This is a genomic window from Haliea atlantica, from assembly GCF_054779855.1.
Genome location: NZ_BAAGXL010000026.1, coordinates 79,011 through 94,053 on the forward strand (window position 1 = coordinate 79,011; position 15,043 = coordinate 94,053).

Annotated in this window: 15 protein-coding genes; 2 read left to right on the forward strand and 13 right to left on the reverse strand. The window is 66.7% G+C overall.

Going from position 1 to position 15,043, the window contains the following annotated elements; translation table 11 throughout:
- Positions 1-3: 3 nt before the first annotated feature.
- The 10 genes from ACYVGS_RS16350 to ACYVGS_RS16395 form a co-directional block, all read right to left on the reverse strand.
- Positions 4-195 carry a DUF2065 domain-containing protein gene (locus ACYVGS_RS16350; protein ID WP_460589756.1) on the reverse strand — a complete coding sequence of 64 codons (192 nt, stop codon included), beginning with the start codon at positions 193-195 and terminating at the stop codon, positions 4-6.
- Positions 196-349: 154 nt separating this feature from the next.
- On the reverse strand, positions 350-1,225 hold the full coding sequence (gene hflC / locus ACYVGS_RS16355; protein ID WP_460589757.1) for a protease modulator HflC: 876 nt from the start codon (positions 1,223-1,225) through the stop codon (positions 350-352).
- Positions 1,225-2,397 carry a protease modulator HflK gene (hflK, locus tag ACYVGS_RS16360; protein ID WP_460589758.1) on the reverse strand — a complete coding sequence of 391 codons (1,173 nt, stop codon included), beginning with the start codon at positions 2,395-2,397 and terminating at the stop codon, positions 1,225-1,227. Before hflK ends, hflC begins: the two co-directional genes overlap by 1 nt.
- A gap of 68 nt (positions 2,398-2,465) precedes the next feature.
- Positions 2,466-3,737 (reverse strand): HflX GTPase family protein, encoded by a 1,272-nt coding sequence (gene hflX / locus ACYVGS_RS16365; protein WP_460589759.1) that lies wholly within the window; start codon positions 3,735-3,737, stop codon positions 2,466-2,468.
- 59 nt (positions 3,738-3,796) lie between these two features.
- Positions 3,797-4,048 (reverse strand): RNA chaperone Hfq, encoded by a 252-nt coding sequence (gene hfq, locus ACYVGS_RS16370; RefSeq protein WP_460589760.1) that lies wholly within the window; start codon positions 4,046-4,048, stop codon positions 3,797-3,799.
- Between the two features lie 126 nt (positions 4,049-4,174).
- The gene (miaA, locus tag ACYVGS_RS16375; protein ID WP_460589761.1) at positions 4,175-5,206 is read right to left on the reverse strand and encodes a tRNA (adenosine(37)-N6)-dimethylallyltransferase; all 1,032 of its coding nucleotides are present in this window, start codon (positions 5,204-5,206) and stop codon (positions 4,175-4,177) included.
- A gap of 3 nt (positions 5,207-5,209) precedes the next feature.
- Positions 5,210-7,033 carry a DNA mismatch repair endonuclease MutL gene (gene mutL / locus ACYVGS_RS16380; protein ID WP_460589762.1) on the reverse strand — a complete coding sequence of 608 codons (1,824 nt, stop codon included), beginning with the start codon at positions 7,031-7,033 and terminating at the stop codon, positions 5,210-5,212.
- Positions 7,034-7,053: 20 nt separating this feature from the next.
- Positions 7,054-8,373 carry an N-acetylmuramoyl-L-alanine amidase gene (locus ACYVGS_RS16385; protein ID WP_460589763.1) on the reverse strand — a complete coding sequence of 440 codons (1,320 nt, stop codon included), beginning with the start codon at positions 8,371-8,373 and terminating at the stop codon, positions 7,054-7,056.
- A gap of 1 nt (position 8,374) precedes the next feature.
- A complete protein-coding gene (gene tsaE, locus ACYVGS_RS16390; RefSeq protein ID WP_460589764.1) occupies positions 8,375-8,893 on the reverse strand; it encodes a tRNA (adenosine(37)-N6)-threonylcarbamoyltransferase complex ATPase subunit type 1 TsaE in 519 nt (172 codons plus the stop codon).
- Positions 8,890-10,410 carry a carbohydrate kinase family protein gene (locus ACYVGS_RS16395; RefSeq protein ID WP_460589765.1) on the reverse strand — a complete coding sequence of 507 codons (1,521 nt, stop codon included), beginning with the start codon at positions 10,408-10,410 and terminating at the stop codon, positions 8,890-8,892. The genes tsaE and ACYVGS_RS16395 overlap by 4 nt, the downstream gene beginning before the upstream one ends.
- 84 nt (positions 10,411-10,494) lie before the next feature.
- On the opposite strand from ACYVGS_RS16395, the gene queG reads away from it, so the two are divergent.
- Positions 10,495-11,553: a tRNA epoxyqueuosine(34) reductase QueG gene (gene queG, locus ACYVGS_RS16400; protein ID WP_460589766.1), complete on the forward strand. Its 1,059-nt coding sequence runs from the start codon at positions 10,495-10,497 to the stop codon at positions 11,551-11,553.
- 42 nt (positions 11,554-11,595) lie between these two features.
- On the opposite strand, the gene ACYVGS_RS16405 is transcribed toward queG, so the two are convergent.
- Together ACYVGS_RS16405 and orn are read right to left on the reverse strand one after the other, a co-directional pair.
- Positions 11,596-12,306, reverse strand: coding sequence for an FHA domain-containing protein (locus tag ACYVGS_RS16405; protein ID WP_460589767.1), 711 nt, complete (start codon positions 12,304-12,306; stop codon positions 11,596-11,598).
- Positions 12,307-12,440: 134 nt separating this feature from the next.
- Positions 12,441-12,986 (reverse strand): oligoribonuclease, encoded by a 546-nt coding sequence (gene orn / locus ACYVGS_RS16410; RefSeq protein ID WP_460589768.1) that lies wholly within the window; start codon positions 12,984-12,986, stop codon positions 12,441-12,443.
- Positions 12,987-13,067: 81 nt separating this feature from the next.
- On the opposite strand from orn, the gene rsgA reads away from it, so the two are divergent.
- Positions 13,068-14,099, forward strand: coding sequence for a ribosome small subunit-dependent GTPase A (gene rsgA, locus ACYVGS_RS16415; protein ID WP_460589769.1), 1,032 nt, complete (start codon positions 13,068-13,070; stop codon positions 14,097-14,099).
- Positions 14,100-14,112: 13 nt separating this feature from the next.
- On the opposite strand, the gene asd is transcribed toward rsgA, so the two are convergent.
- Entirely contained in the window at positions 14,113-14,964 is an 852-nt protein-coding gene (asd, locus tag ACYVGS_RS16420; protein ID WP_460589770.1) for a phosphatidylserine decarboxylase, read from the reverse strand.
- Between the last annotated feature and the right edge of the window lie 79 nt (positions 14,965-15,043).

The following is a 15,043-nucleotide window of genomic DNA, read 5'->3' on the forward strand; positions in this document are numbered from 1 at the left end:
CGCCTAATGAACCCAATACAACAGCAGCAGGCCCAGCAGCATGCTGCCGAGGCCGATGTTGCGAATAAGCCGATCTTCCAGTGCTGCCACCTGGACAATCATCTGTCGCCAGCGTCCCGGGCTGAGAAAGGGAAGCATCCCCTCAATCACCAGCACCAGCGCCAGAGCGACGGGTAGTACCTGCCAGAAATCCACGTGCCCCCCCGACCCCGGAGGGCCAAGTCCCAGTCGGCATGCCACTCAGCCATAAAAAAACCGCGGGGACGGCTCCTGATCATGGCAAGGCCGATGCCCACGGTTGCAGAATTCTATCACAGGCCACCCCGGGGGTACCCGTGATTTTTTGGTGCTATTCCCCTCCGCTGGGGTCTTTCAGATAGCGGAAGAACTCGCTGTCCGGCTTGAGAAGCAGCATGTCGCCACTGCCACTGAAGGCATCCTGGTAGGCGCGGAGGCTGCGGGTGAACGCGTAGAACTCCGGGTCTGCGCCAAAGGCCTCGGCGTAGATGCGGGTCGCCTCGGCATCGCCCTCACCGCGGATTTCCTGGGCATCCCGGTAGGCATTGGCCTCGAGCACTGTCACTTCGCGATCCGCCGCCGCACGAATCCCCTCGGCCAGCTCCTGCCCCTGGGAACGATGCTCCCGGGCTTCCTTCTCGCGCTCGGCATTCATACGCCGATAGACCGACTCGGAGACGTCCTGGGGCAGGTCGATCTGCTTGACCCGCACATCCACGACTTCGACGCCGTATTCGTCCAGGGCCACCTGGGAGAGCTCCTCGGTAAGGTCCTCCATCAGCTGGTCACGCTGACCGGAAACCACTTCCTGGATCGTCCGCACCGCCACCTGGTTACGCAGCCCGTCGTTGATACGCTGCGCCAGCAGCCCCATGGCACGGGACTCCTCGCCATTGGTCGCGGTGTAAAAACGCGCGGTGTCGGCAACCCGGAACTTGGCGTAGGAATCCACCACCAGGGCCTTCTTCTCCATGGTGAAGAAGCGCTCGGGTGTGGAATCCACGGTCAGCAGGCGACCCTCGAACTTGCGCACATTGTTGACGAAAGGCACCTTCACATGGATACCCGGCGCCAGGTCGGGATTGACCACTTCACCGAACTGCAGCATGACGGCCCGCTCGGTTTCCTTGACCACAAATATGGTGTTGGAAAGCACGAACAGCGCCAGTACTGCGACCAGCAGCCAGCTCATTCCTCTGCCACTCATCAGCGACCTCCCCGGCGAATAGTGTTGGCGTCGGCATCCTGCCGCAGCTGTTCGGCGACCGCGTTGGTCAGCTCGCGCAGGGCGTTGCTATCCACCCGCGGCACGCCACCGGGCGCCAGACTGCCACTGACGCCGCCCGTGGACTGGCTCTGCAGCTTGTCGAGGGGCAGGTACATCACGTTGTTACCGCCCTCGACGTCGACCATCACCTTGTTGGTGCTCGCCAGTACCTGCTGCACCGCCTCCAGATAGAGGCGCTCCCGGGTCACTTTCGGCGCCCGTGCGTATTCCTTCAGCAGCGCGCTGAAGCGGCTCGCCTCACCCTGGGCATTGGCCACCACCTGCTCCCGGTAGGCGCTGGCCTCTTCGATCGCGCGCTGGGCGCGACCGCGGGCCTCGGGAACGATACCGTTGGCGTAGGCCTCGGCTTCGTTCTTCAGGCGTTCCTCGTCCTCGCGCGCCTTGATCACGTCGTCAAAGGCGGCCTGCACCTGTGAGGGCGGCTTGGACTCGTCGACGTTGATCTTGACGATGCGAATACCGGTTTCATACATGGAGATGTAGCGCTGCAGGCGATCGCCTACCTCGATACCGATGCGGGCACGGCCCTCGGTCAGCACCGAATCCATGCGCATGTCGCCCACGACGTGACGCAGGGCGCTCTGGGCCGCGTGCTGCAGGGAGTTCTCCGGGTCTCGCACCCGCAGGACAAAACTGGTGGGGTCGTCGATCACGTACTGCACCGACATGCGCACCTCGACGATATTCTCGTCCTGGGTCAGCATGATTTCGCGGAAGCTGGCCGCACGGACACGGGTCGTGTTGACCTTGATGACCTCGTCAATCAGCGGCGGATTCCACTGCAGGCCCGGCTGCACCGTGTCGTAGTACTTGCCGAAGCGCAGCACGACCGCCCGCTCCTGCTCATCCACCTGGTAGAGACCCAGCAGCGCCCAGACTGCCACCGCAACCAGCGCCAGCACGCCCAGCAGGCTGCCCGAAACCCCGCGACCGGAACCGCTGCCACCACCGCGACGCCCACCGCCAAACAGGCCGCCGAGGCGCTCCTGGAGTTTTTTCAGGGCCTCGTCCAGATCCGGAGGCCCCTGATTGCCGCCGCCCCAGGGATCCCTGGGCTTGTTGTTGCCGCCACCCGGCTCGTTCCAGGCCATTACCGCACTCCTGTGATCAGATTCGCCGCAGTCTAACAAATTTTAACCCTGCGAGTGGACAAACCGCCTCATTGCTCCGCCGCGGACTCCGCCTTCATCAGCCGGTTCCATTCGGCGCGGGGGAGGCGCACTTGCAGGCGCGCGCGACCGTCGTCGCCGAAACGCTCCTCCGAGACGGCGTTGAGGCGGTAGAGGGCAGCGCGCAGACGCCCCTGTTCTGGTGCCAGCTCCAGGGACTCCTCGACCATGTCATCGCCGACGCGCTCCGCGATTGCCTGCAGGAGCAAGTCACAGCCGTCACCGCTTACCGCACTGACCCAGACACGCCAGGGCTTGCCGTCCTCGTCACGATCTATACGCGGCGGCTGCTCAAGCAGATCGAGCTTGTTGAAGACCTGCAGAACGGGGACCTCGCGGGCGCCAATTTCATCCAGTACTTCCTCGACCTGGGCAATATTGTCCTCCCGCTGATCACTTGCCGCATCGATCACATGCAACAGCAGATCGGCGCTGACCGTCTCCTCCAGGGTCGCCTTGAAAGCGTCCACCAGCTTGTGCGGCAGATGGGAAATAAAGCCCACGGTGTCGGCCAGAATCACCGGGCCCGCCTCACCCAGCTCGAGTCGCCGGAGAGTGGGATCCAGGGTCGCGAACAGTTGATCGGCCGCGTAGACCCGGGATTCCGTCAGACGATTGAACAGCGTGGACTTGCCGGCGTTGGTGTAGCCGACCAGAGAGAGCGTGGGCACTTCCGCACGGCGCCGTGCCCGGCGGCCCTGGTCGCGCTGACGCTGAACCTTTTCCAGGCGCGCGGTAATCGCCTTGATGCGGGCGCGCAGCAGGCGGCGGTCGGTCTCCAGCTGCGTTTCCCCCGGGCCGCGCAGACCGATACCCCCCTTCTGCCGCTCGAGGTGGGTCCAGCCGCGCACCAGCCGGGTGCTCATGTGCCGCAGCTGCGCCAGCTCCACCTGCAACTTGCCCTCGTGGGTACGCGCCCGCTGGGCAAAGATGTCCAGGATCAGACCGGTGCGGTCGAGCACCCGGCACTGCAGGGCGCGTTCCAGGTTGCGCTCCTGGCTCGGGCTGAGGGCGTGATTGAAGAGCACCACTTCGGCCTCGTGCTCGCGCACCGTGTCCAGGATCTCCTCCAGTTTGCCGGAGCCGACGAAGGTCTTGGGATGCGGCGCATCGCGACTGCCCATGACCCAGGCCATCGGATCGGCGCCGGCAGACAGCGCCAGCTCCTCGAACTCGCGGGGCTCCTCGCGCTCAATTTCTGAAGACAGGTGCAAGTGCACCAGCACGGCACGCTCGCCGGATGCAGGTCGATCGAAAAACAAGTCAGCCTCGGGAAGGAAAGCGCCCGGCGGCGCGGGTGCGCCACCGGTGGGAAGGGGGATCAGCTACCGGCGTCATCGTCTTCCGGCGGGTTCTGCATGGGCAGACGCACCACGCGGGACGGCACGACAGTGGAGATGGCGTGCTTGTAGACCATCTGGCTCACGGTATTCTTGAGCAGCACCACAAACTGATCGAAAGATTCGATCTGCCCCTGCAGCTTGATGCCGTTGACCAGATAAATGGAAACGGGGACCCGCTCCTTGCGCAATATGTTCAGATAAGGGTCTTGTAGCGTGTGCCCTTTCGACATGATTCTCTCCTCAGGCCGGCTCAACATGAGCCAAAAAATGATGAATGAAAAGTACGTACCTCTGTTGATCGCGCCAGCGCGACCAGGGTCTGGGCCGTCTCCGGTTGCCACCTGGCCTATTATAGATCAGGAACCCGGGTTGGTTGGGGCAATATCCAGAGAGTTCAAGGCAGCTTCGAGCAGTTTTTTCACTTTTGGTGAATTTTTACCCGCCGCGTCCACTGCCGACACACCCGGCTGGTCAGACCCTGCCGGAACGGAAACGTTCCCCGCGCTGTCGGTCAACAGCCAGGTCAGACCATGCCACTTGCGCAGCCAGGTCAACTGGCGCTTGGCCAGCTGTCGGGTCGCGGCTATCCCGCGCTCGACCGCCTCCTCCAGGGTGCATTCGCCGGCCAGATGTTGCCAGAGCTGCCGGTAGCCCACTGCGCGGATCGCCGGCAGGTCCGGGTGCAGGTCACCGCGCCGGTAGAGCGCGTCGACCTCTTCCAGCAACCCCGCCGCCAGCATCTGCCGGAAACGCAGGTCGATGCGCCGGTGCAGCAGCCCGCGATCCGCGGGGCAGACCGCCAGCTGACTGACCCGATAGGCGGCAGCGGGAGGGGCTTGCTCACCGGTCCGCGCCTGCCAGGCACTCAGGGGGATACCGCTGGCGCGATAGACCTCCAGGGCGCGACTGATACGCTGGGAATGATTGGGATGAATACGCGCCGCGACCTGCGGGTCGACGGCCGCCAGCTCGGCATGCAGCGCGGGCCAGCCCTCACGCTCGGCCCGACGGGCAATCGCCTCGCGCTCGACCGGGTCGCTGGCGGGCATATCCGCGAGCCCCTCGAGGAAGGCGCGGAAATAGAGCATGGTGCCACCCACCAGAATCGGCAACCGACCGCGGGCGACGATCTCGGCACAACAGTGCGCGGCGTCCACGGCAAACTGTGCCGCGGAGTAGCTTTCCGAGGGATCGCGAATATCCACCAGGTGATGCGGGTAGTCCGGCTTGGCCGTGCCGATGTCCATGCCCCGGTAGACCAGCGCGGAATCCACACTGACCAGCTCGCCGTTGAGGCGCTCCGCCAGCGCGATCGCCAGATCGGTCTTGCCGGCGGCGGTCGGCCCCATCACGCAGACCAGGCGCGGCCGCGAGTCGTTGGATGACATGGCTTACCGCCCCCGCAGGAACAGGCGGTCGAGATCCTCCAGGCCCAGCTGGGTCCAGGTGGGGCGGCCGTGGTTGCACTGGCCGGCGCGCTCGGTGGCCTCCATGTCCCGCAGCAGAGCATTCATTTCCGGGACCGTCAGCCGGCGGTTGGCACGCACCGAGCCGTGGCAGGCCATGGTCGAGAGAATCTCGTCCAGGTGCGCCTCGATGCGATCGGAGCTGCCGTACTCCGCCAGGTCCGCCAGCACGTCGCGGACCAGGGCGGGAATATCCGCATCGCGCAGGGCCACCGGCACCTGCCGGATCATCAGTGACTCCTCCCCGGCCACCTCGAGCACCAGACCCAGGTCGCTGAACAGGGCCGCGTGTTCACTGGCCAGGCGCACCTCACGCTGACTGACCGCCATCGCCTGGGGCACCAGCAGCGGCTGGCTGCGGACACCCTCGCTGGCCCGGGAGGCCTTGAGCCGCTCGTAGGTAATGCGCTCGTGGGCGGCATGCATGTCCACCAGCACCAGTCCGTGGGCATTCTCCGCCAGGATGTAGATGCCCTTGAGCTGGGCCAGGGCATAGCCCAGGGGGGGCACTTCCTCGGGCGCGGCCTGCTCCGGCATGCCCGCCGCAGGCGGGTGCAGCCCGGCATAGCTACGCACCTGCTCCAGCGCCAGCCCGGGGGCCGGGGCCGGCGAGGGACGGTAGCCCGCCGGCCCTGTCGGCGCCGGCGCCCCCCAGGACAGGCCCGGCTGGCGAGCCACCTCCCCGGTCTCCGTATCCACCGCCAGCCCTTCCGCGGTGCGCACCGGCGGCGCGGCCGTCTCCGGGCGGACCTCCGCCAGGGCCCGATGCAGGGTGCCGAAGACGCACTGGTGCACCGCGCGGCTGTCCCGGAAGCGCACTTCGTGCTTGCCGGGGTGCACATTGACATCCACCTGCGCCGGGTCGAGCTCGAGGAACAGCACAAAGGCGGGGTGGCGACCGTGATAGAGCACGTCGCGATACGCCTGCTTGACGGCGTGGGCAATCAGCTTGTCGCGGATCACCCGGCCATTGACGAAAAAGTACTGCGAATCGGCCTGGCTGCGGGAGAAGGTGGGCAGACCGACCCAGCCCCAGAGACGCAGATCCGTGCGCTCGCTGTCCAGGTGGATCGACTGCTCCATGAAGGCTGGCCCGCACACGGCCGCCACGCGACGGCGCGCCTGGACTTCATCCAGGGCGGGCTTCAGGGCGTGCACCACGCGGCCATTGTGACGCAGGGTGAAACCCACCTCGAAGCGCGACAGCGCCAGGCGCTTGACCACTTCCTCCAGGTGCCCGAACTCGGTCTTTTCAGTGCGCAGGAACTTGCGCCGCGCCGGAGTATTGAAGAACAGGTCGCGCACCTCGACAGTGGTGCCACGGGGGTGGGGCGCAGGGCGCACCTCGACCTGCATGTCGCGGCCCTCGCACAGCGCCGAGCAGCCCTCGCTGCTGTCCTCCCGGTGGTTGGTGGTCAGCGTAAGGCGCGAAACCGAGCCGATACTCGCCAAGGCCTCGCCGCGAAAGCCGAGGCTGCCCACCTGTTCCAGATCTTCCAGGCTGCGGATCTTGCTGGTGGCGTGGCGCGCCAGGGCCAGGGGCAGGTCATCGGGCTCCATGCCCTGGCCATTGTCACGCACGCGAATCAGCTGGACGCCGCCAGCCTCGACGTCGATATCAATGCGGGTGGCACCGGCATCCAGGCTGTTCTCGAGGATTTCCTTGACCACGGAAGCGGGGCGCTCCACCACCTCGCCGGCGGCGATCTGGTTGGCGAGCCTCGTGCTGAGGCGATGAATTCGGGGCATGGGCGGTTGCGGCGTGGTTGTCAGGTAGCGGGGATTTTCAGCGTCTGGCCGACCAGGATGCGCGAACCGTTGAGGCCGTTGTGGGCGCGCAGATCATTGACCGACACATTGAAGCGCTGGGCGATGTCGGACAGTGTATCACCCCGGGCAATGACATACTCCTGCCCGCCCTGCTCCTTCTGCCAGGCCAGCAGCGTACCCGCCGGCGGACTGTAGAGGAACCAGTCGCGAATCCCGGCGTGAATCGCCTGGGCCACCTTGCGCTGGTAGTCCCGGGTGGCCAGCTTGCTCGCCTCACCCGGGTTGGAAATAAAGCCGGTCTCGACCAGGATCGAGGGAATGTCCGGCGATTTGAGCACGGCGAAGCCCGCCTGCTCGACATTGCGCTTGTGCAGGCGGGCAATGGTATCCATGCGCCGGAGCACCTTGTCGCCAACGCGAGCGCTGTGGTCCAGGGTGCTGGTCATGGACAGGTCGGCGAGTACCCCCGCGAGCACGTCGTCCTTGTCGGAGAGCCGCACGCCCCCGACCAGATCCGCTTCGTTCTCCCGCTGGGCCAGGTAGGAGGCCGTGGTGGAGCTGGCACCGCGGGTGGACAGCATGTACACCGAGGCACCGTTGGCTTCCCGCCGCTTGAAGGCATCGGCGTGAATCGAGACGAACAGGTCCGCCTGGCGCTGGCGGGCCAGGTCCCGCCGCCCCTTCAGGGAGATATAGTAGTCACCGGTACGAATCAGCGTCGGGGAAAACCCGCTGTCCTGCTCCAGCAGTTTGTGCAGCTCCTTCGAGATGGCCAGGACCACATCCTTTTCGCGCAGGCGGTTGGGCCCGATGGCGCCGGGGTCCTCGCCGCCGTGACCGGCATCAATCGCCACGATAATATCGCGGCGGGCCGAGACGTCGGCCCGTTTCACTACGGCGGGAGCCGCTTCGGCGGGCCGCGGTGAGCGATCGTAGAGGTCGAGCACCAGGCGATCACCCGCCTGCTCGTTGGCCTTGAGCAGGAAGCTGCGGGGGTCCACCGCGGTTTTCAGGTCAAAAACCACCCGCAGATCATAGCCTTCGCGGATGCCCGAGCGCACCAGGCTGACCGGCGTATCCGCCAGCTCCAGCTGTTCCAGAGCGGCGGTCGACAGTGTCGTGCGCTGAATGTCCACGACAACGCGGTCCGGGGACTCCAGGGTCAGGACACGGTGCTCCGCCGGCGCCGTCAGGTCGAAGACCACCCGTGTGTGGTCGGGCGCACGCCACAGGCGCACGTCGCGCACCTCGGCCGCGAAGGCGGTGCCCGCCAGCGCGCCGCACAGACAGCACAAGAGCAAGCCTGCCAAGCGCCTCATGTCAACGCCGATCCTGCGCATCGTCCGGCGACTCCTCCTGGCCCAACCAGCCATCCAAGACCTCGGCCCCCTGCGGGGAAATTGCAACGGTTTCCAACCTGCGCCCGACACCGTCGAGGCGCAGTGTAATGACCAGGTCGGGCCGGGGCAAAACCCCATCACCGCGCTCCGGCCACTCCACCAGGCACAGGGCGTGGCCATCCAGGTAGTCGCGTATACCCATGAACTCCAGCTCCCCGGGGTCGCCCAGGCGATACAGATCGAAGTGATACACCGGCCCGGTGGGCAAGTCATAGGGCTCGACCAGGGTATAGGTCGGACTCTTCACCGCCCCGGAGTGGCCCAGGGCCCGCAACAGACCGCGCACCAGCGTGGTTTTACCGGCCCCCAGGTCACCGCGGAGGAAAATCAGCAGAGCGCGGGACGCCAGCGCGGCAGCCAGGTCGCCACCGGCCGCCACCGTCGCCGCTTCGTCCGCCAGCCAGCAGGCCCTGCGGCCTCCCTCCTGATACCTCGTCATCCCAGGAACCTGCGCAAAGGCAGCATGAGATCCGACGCCAGCAGGCCGCGCTGGCCGCCTGCGGCCGCCTGGTCGGCGGCGGCCCCGTGGAGGGCCACGCCCAGGCCCGCCGCTTCCAGCGGGGAGAGCCCCTGCGCCAGCAGGCCGCCCAGCAGCCCGGACAGAACATCGCCCATGCCCCCACTGGCCATGCCGGGGTTGCCGTAATCGGACAGCAGACCTGTCTCGCCATCGGTCAGCACACTGCCGTTTCCCTTGAGCAGGGCGACGCCACCCCACTGCTGCTGAAGCGACGCCACGGCGGCAAACCGGTCCGCCTGCAGGCCGGCTGTCGACGCGCCCAACAGGCGGGCCGCCTCGCCCGGGTGAGGCGTCAGGATATGCCCGGCGTCATGGGCGCGCAGCCAGTCGGCCCGGGAGGCCAGCAGATTGAGGGCATCCGCATCCAGCACGGTGGGCAGATTGGCCTCCAGGGCGGCCTGCAGCAACTGCTGCCCCCAGGGCCCCTGCCCCAGGCCGGGCCCGATCACCACAACATCCGCAGCTTCCAGCAGGGGCATCAGGTCCGCGCCGTTGCGCACCGCCTGACCCATCGCTTCCGGGCGGCGGGCCAACAGTCCGGGCAAGTGCGCTTCCCGAGTGGCAACCCGCACCAGACCGGCACCGCTGCGCAGGGCGGCCTCCGCCGCCATCAGCGCGGCTCCCCCCATGCCGTGGTCACCACCAATCACCAGCACAGTGCCGAAATGCCCCTTGTGGGCCGAGGGCAACCTCGCCGGCCAGGCTGCGAGCAAGGCCTCCAGGGAAAGGCGGCGCCAGGGTGCCACCTCCCCGGCGAAAGTCTCCGGCGGCACCGCCAGGTCATTGAGCAGCAGTGCGCCGCAGCACTCGGGACCGGAGAGGGTAAACAGCCCGCGCTTGAACGCGATGAAAGTGACCGTGAGATCGGCACGTACCGCATCGCCGAGAATCCGGCCAGTATTGGCGCAGAGCCCGGAGGGAATATCCAGGGCCAGCACGGGCAGACCCGACTGATTGCACTCGGCGATGGCCTGCGCTGCGGGCGCACGTACCTCGCCACCCAGCCCGGTGCCCAGCATGCCGTCAACCAGCACGCCCGGGGGCTGCAGGCAGCCAGAGCGCCAGGGCGCCATAGGCACGCCGGCATCGCGCGCCTGCTCGTGGGCCCGGGCAGCGTCCCCTTTTAACCGGGCGGGTTCCGCCAACTGCCAGACCTGCACCGGCAGGCCGCGCTTGTGCGCCTGCTCGGCCAGCAGATAACCGTCACCGCCGTTGTTGCCACTGCCGCAGAGCACCTGGAGCCGGTCCGTTTCCGGCCAGCGCTCCAGCAGAGCCGACAGCGCCGCCGACGCCGCCCGCGACATGAGAATGCCACCGGGGATCCCCAGCTCGCCAGTTGCCCGGGCATCCAGCGCCCGCGTCTCTTCCGCACTGTAGAGTGCCTCGAGTTCTCGCCAGTCGAACATTTGCCCCTTGCCCTTTCCGGGTTTCAACACTTGCCACTGCATCCTGCTAGACTGTGCGCTCCGGGCGCCACACGGCGTGATTATAGATTCCCCAACCGCTCGCAGCCCAGCCCCATGCCCCAGGATCAGGACTATCAACAGCTTCGCCAGGCGCTGGAGCAGCAGGCCCGAGATGCCGGCTTCCAGGCGCTCGCCGTGGCCGACATCGATCTCGCCGAGCACGAGGCGCACCTGGAGCGCTGGCTGGCGGCAGGCCACCACGGCAGCATGGATTACATGCAGCGCCACGGGCGCAAGCGCAGCCGCCCGGAGCTGCTGGTGCCTGGCACCTGCCGGGTCATTACCCTGCGCCTGGACTACCTGCCCGCAGGCCGTGAACCAGAGGCCACTCTACAGCAGAGCGACCGCGCCTACATCTCCCGCTATGCCCTGGGCCGCGATTATCACAAACTGATGCGCAAGCGCCTGGCGCGGCTGGCGGACTGGCTGCGCGAGCGCGCAGGGGGGGAGTACCGCGTGTTCGTCGACAGCGCACCGGTGCTGGAGCGCGCCCTCGCCGAGCGCGGCGGGCTGGGCTGGATCGCCAAGAACACCATGCTGATCAACGAGCGCGCGGGCTCCTGGTTCTTCCTCGGCGAAATCTATACCGACCTGCCCCTGGCAGCTGACGCGCCGCGGGAACAGAAACACTGCGGCAGTTGCCGCGCCTGCCTGGATATCTGCCCGACCCAGGCCTTCGTCGGCCCCTTCCAGCTGGATGCGCGACGCTGCATCTCCTACCTCACCATCGAGCACCGCGGCAGCATTGACCCGGAGCTGCGCCCCCTCATGGGCAACCGCATTTACGGCTGCGATGACTGCCAGCTGGTCTGCCCGTGGAACAAGTTCGCCCGACAGAGTGCCGAGGACGACTTCCAGCCGCGCCACGGCCTGGATGACGTCGAACTGGTGGAACTGTTTGCCTGGGATGAGACCACCTTCCTGCAGCGCACGGAAGGCTCGGCGATTCGCCGTATCGGGCACGCGTGCTGGCTGCGCAACATCGCCGTGGCGCTGGGCAATGCAGCCACCAGCGAGTCCGTGGTCAGCGCCTTGCGAACGCGACTCGAGCACCCCTCCGAGCTGGTCCGCGAGCATGTGGCCTGGGCACTGGCGCGCCACGGGGCTCTGTAGCCCCTGCGACACGCCAGCGACCCGGCAATCGGCCGCTAGGAGCTAGGACTTCTCTTCCCGCTCGCCCGCCGGCAGGACCGTCGGGTCACTGATCATCTCCGCCACGCCCCGCTCGGCCGACGGCGGCGGGTGATGCACCACACGGAAGACGATATCGTGGAAGCGCACTTCGTCGGCGTGCTGAAGCTGCGTGCGGCTACGCAGACGGCGCCCGTTGATCACGGTGCCATTGGACGAGTTGAGGTCCTCAATGAATAGCCCACCGTCCTGCAGGTCCAGGCGGGCATGCTGGCGTGAGACCTGGGGGCTGACCACGGCAATATCTGACTCCAGCGAACGGCCCATGACCACGCTGCGATCGATACCGAAGCTGAGCCCGGCCAGGGGCCCGGTCTCCGCAGACAGTACCCAGGTAAAGCGCGAGACGGGTTCCGACTGCCCGGCGGCGCCCGCCTGGCGGCGATCGTTGAGCGGGGGAATATTGGACAGCACCCGACGCTCCTGGAAGGGTGGCGTGCGCTCGACGCCTCCCGGGGTCAGGTCATACAGCCAGGCCAGGCCAAAGGCCAGCGGAAAACCCGCCACCGCCAGCACAGACAGTAGTTGAAGCCCCTGCTCCCGATCCATGCCCAGAATGGGCAGAAGCACCCAGGCCAACTGCAGTACGAGCCAGGCCGCCAGCAAGTACCACAGGCAGGCCCGCAGCACCTTGCGGCGTCGCAGTTCACGGTAGAAGGCTTTCAGACCCGACATTCCCGCCCCCCTCACCCGGTCCCCGCGGGCACCGGCACTTGTTTTCCCCACGACAGGTTGGCATGCCCGCCCGGACCTATTGAAGCAGGAGAACGCAAAACTGCCAACCAGTCTGCATTTTTGGCGGCACCCGTTCAGCCGGTGCGCAGAAAGTGCTCGCGGTAGTAACGCAGCTCGTTGATGGAGTCACGGATATCGTCGAGCGCCAGGTGCGTACCCCCCTTCTGCAGTCCCGCCGCCAGCTCCGGACGCCAGCGGTTGGCGAGGATCTTCAGGGTACTGACATCCAGGTTGCGGTAGTGGAACCAGGCCTCCAGACGCGGCATGTAACGAGCCAGGAAGCGGCGATCCTGGCAGATCGTGTTCCCGCACATGGGGGAAGCGCCAGCCGGCACCCAGTGGGCGAGAAAATCCAGGGTTTCCTGCTCCGCCGCCGCCTCGTCATGTTGACTGGCACGCACCCTGTCGACCAGGCCGGACCCCCCGTGCTGGCGGGTATTCCAGTCATCCATCGCGCCCAGAACCGCATCGCTCTGGTGCACTGCCAGAACGGGCCCCTCGGCCAGGGTGTTCAACTGACTGTCGGTGACAATCGTGGCGATTTCGATAATCCGGTCCCGATCGGGATCCAGGCCGGTCATTTCGAGATCAATCCAGATCAGGTGGCTGGCATCCTGCATCCCGGTCTCCCTGTACGGTGAAGTCGCCAGTGTAACAAAATGCCTCGACAGCTCCACGCCGGCGCTACAGAATGCCAGGCCATGAGCAAACGCAAACTCACCCGACAGCAAGCCTGGCGTATCGAGAAAATCCAGGCCGAGCGCAGTGCGCGCGCGCGCAAGCGTGCCGAGCGCTCCGATGAAGCCCTGGATTCCGGCGCCCTGGGCGAGGAGCAGAGCGGCCTGGTCATTGCCCATTTCGGCACCCAGGTGGAAATCGAGGGCGAGGACGGCCGGACACAGCGCTGCCATCTGCGTGCCAACCTGGAGAGCCTGGTGACCGGCGACGAGGTCGCCTGGTGCCCGGGCGAACCGACCGGCGTGGTGGTGGCGCGCCACCCGCGTCGCAGTGAACTGTTGCGTCCCACCCAGCACGGCGGCCTGAAGCCGGTAGCCGCCAATGTCGACCGCATCTTCGTGGTCATTGCCCCCCTGCCGCCACCCCACGCCAACCTGATCGATCGCTACCTGGTGGCGGCCGAGACCGTCGACATCGAGCCGGTACTGCTGGTCAGCAAGACCGACCTGCTCGACGATGACCCCGCGCTGCGGCAGCGCATGGACACGCTGCTGGCCCCCTACGACAGCCTCGGCTACAGGCAGGTCAGGGCGAGCAGCCGCCGGGGGGGACTGGATGATTTGCAGGCCGCCCTGGCGGGCCAGGTCAGCATTCTGGTCGGGCAATCGGGCGTCGGAAAGTCTTCACTGGTCAACGCGCTGCTGCCCGGGGTGGACCTGCAGGTCGGACCGCTCTCCAACCAGGGCGACAAGGGCACGCATACCACCACGACCGCGCGCCTCTTCCACTTGCCCGCGGGAGGCAGCCTGATCGACTCGCCCGGCATCCGCGAGTTCGGCCTCTGGCACATGCAGCGGGAGCAGGTGGAGTGGGGCTTTCGAGAATTCCGTGCGCTACTGGGGCACTGCCGCTTCCGCGACTGCCGCCACGAGCAGGAACCCGGCTGCGCCATTCTCGAGGCCGCGGAGAGCGGCCAGATCCACCCCGCTCGCCTGGAGAGCTACCGGCACATCATCGCCTCCCTGAACACCCCGGAGGAAGCCGGTTACCGCTGACGGCGCCGGGCGCTCAGCCGGCCACCCGACCGAGCGCCTGCCCCAGACGGACACCACCGCCGGCAGTCAGCCCAGGGCCCCAGTCGACGCGACCTTCCGGGAACAGCAGTATGACCGTGGAGCCGAGCTGAAAGCGGCCCATCTCGGCGCCACGCGCTAGGTCAACCGCCTCGGGGAGCTGCAGATAATCCCGCTCCTCCACCTGCCGCGGTGGCGGCGCCACCTGCCCCGCCCAAACCGTTTCGATGCCCGCCACGATCATGGCACCGACCAGCACCATGGCCATGGGGCCCGCGGGCGTCTCGAAATGGCAGACCAGGCGCTCGTTGCGCGCAAACAGGGCCTCTACACCGTCTGCCGTCACCTGGTTGACCGAGAACAGCTGGCCGGGCACATAGCGTGTCGCCACCAGCTTGCCGTCGACCGGCATGTGCACCCGGTGGTAATCCCGCGGCGAGAGGTAAATGGTGGCGAAGTGACCATTGCGGTACCAGGCGGCCCGCTCGTCGTCACCGCCCAGCAGCGACCAGGAGGAATAACGGCGCCCCTTGGCCTGGATCAGACTGTGCTCCTGAATCCGCCCAATCTGGCTGATGGTGCCATCCGCCGGACACAGGATGCCCTCCTCCGCCAAGGGGCGTGCACCCGGCCGCAGGGCCCGGGTAAAAAAGGCATTGAAGGTCGGGTAGGCCGTCGGGTCGGGCTCTTCCGCCTCGCTCATGTCGACCTTGAAGGCGCGAATGAACAGCTGGATCAGGGCATTTTTCAGCCACACGGGGCGGTACAGGCCGGCCAGCCAGCCCACCGAACGGGAGAGCAGGTGCTGGGGCAGGAGGTATTGCAGGGCGATGAACAGGGCTTTCATGGGGGCGGGACTCGTCAGGGGTCAACAGCGGCCAGTAAACAGGCGCACACCTTACCAGAACTGCCGGCATCGGGGTGAG

Coding starts and splice junctions, on each gene's coding strand:
- tsaE (WP_460589764.1), bottom strand. CDS start 8,893: ATGACGAGGTATCAGGAGGGAGGCCGCAGGGCCTGCTGGCTGGCGGAC.
- ACYVGS_RS16385 (WP_460589763.1), bottom strand. CDS start 8,373: ATGAGGCGCTTGGCAGGCTTGCTCTTGTGCTGTCTGTGCGGCGCGCTG.
- hflK (WP_460589758.1), bottom strand. CDS start 2,397: ATGGCCTGGAACGAGCCGGGTGGCGGCAACAACAAGCCCAGGGATCCC.
- asd (WP_460589770.1), bottom strand. CDS start 14,964: ATGAAAGCCCTGTTCATCGCCCTGCAATACCTCCTGCCCCAGCACCTG.
- hflC (WP_460589757.1), bottom strand. CDS start 1,225: ATGAGTGGCAGAGGAATGAGCTGGCTGCTGGTCGCAGTACTGGCGCTG.
- mutL (WP_460589762.1), bottom strand. CDS start 7,033: ATGCCCCGAATTCATCGCCTCAGCACGAGGCTCGCCAACCAGATCGCC.
- miaA (WP_460589761.1), bottom strand. CDS start 5,206: ATGTCATCCAACGACTCGCGGCCGCGCCTGGTCTGCGTGATGGGGCCG.
- rsgA (WP_460589769.1), top strand. CDS start 13,068: ATGAGCAAACGCAAACTCACCCGACAGCAAGCCTGGCGTATCGAGAAA.
- orn (WP_460589768.1), bottom strand. CDS start 12,986: ATGCAGGATGCCAGCCACCTGATCTGGATTGATCTCGAAATGACCGGC.
- ACYVGS_RS16405 (WP_460589767.1), bottom strand. CDS start 12,306: ATGTCGGGTCTGAAAGCCTTCTACCGTGAACTGCGACGCCGCAAGGTG.
- hfq (WP_460589760.1), bottom strand. CDS start 4,048: ATGTCGAAAGGGCACACGCTACAAGACCCTTATCTGAACATATTGCGC.
- queG (WP_460589766.1), top strand. CDS start 10,495: ATGCCCCAGGATCAGGACTATCAACAGCTTCGCCAGGCGCTGGAGCAG.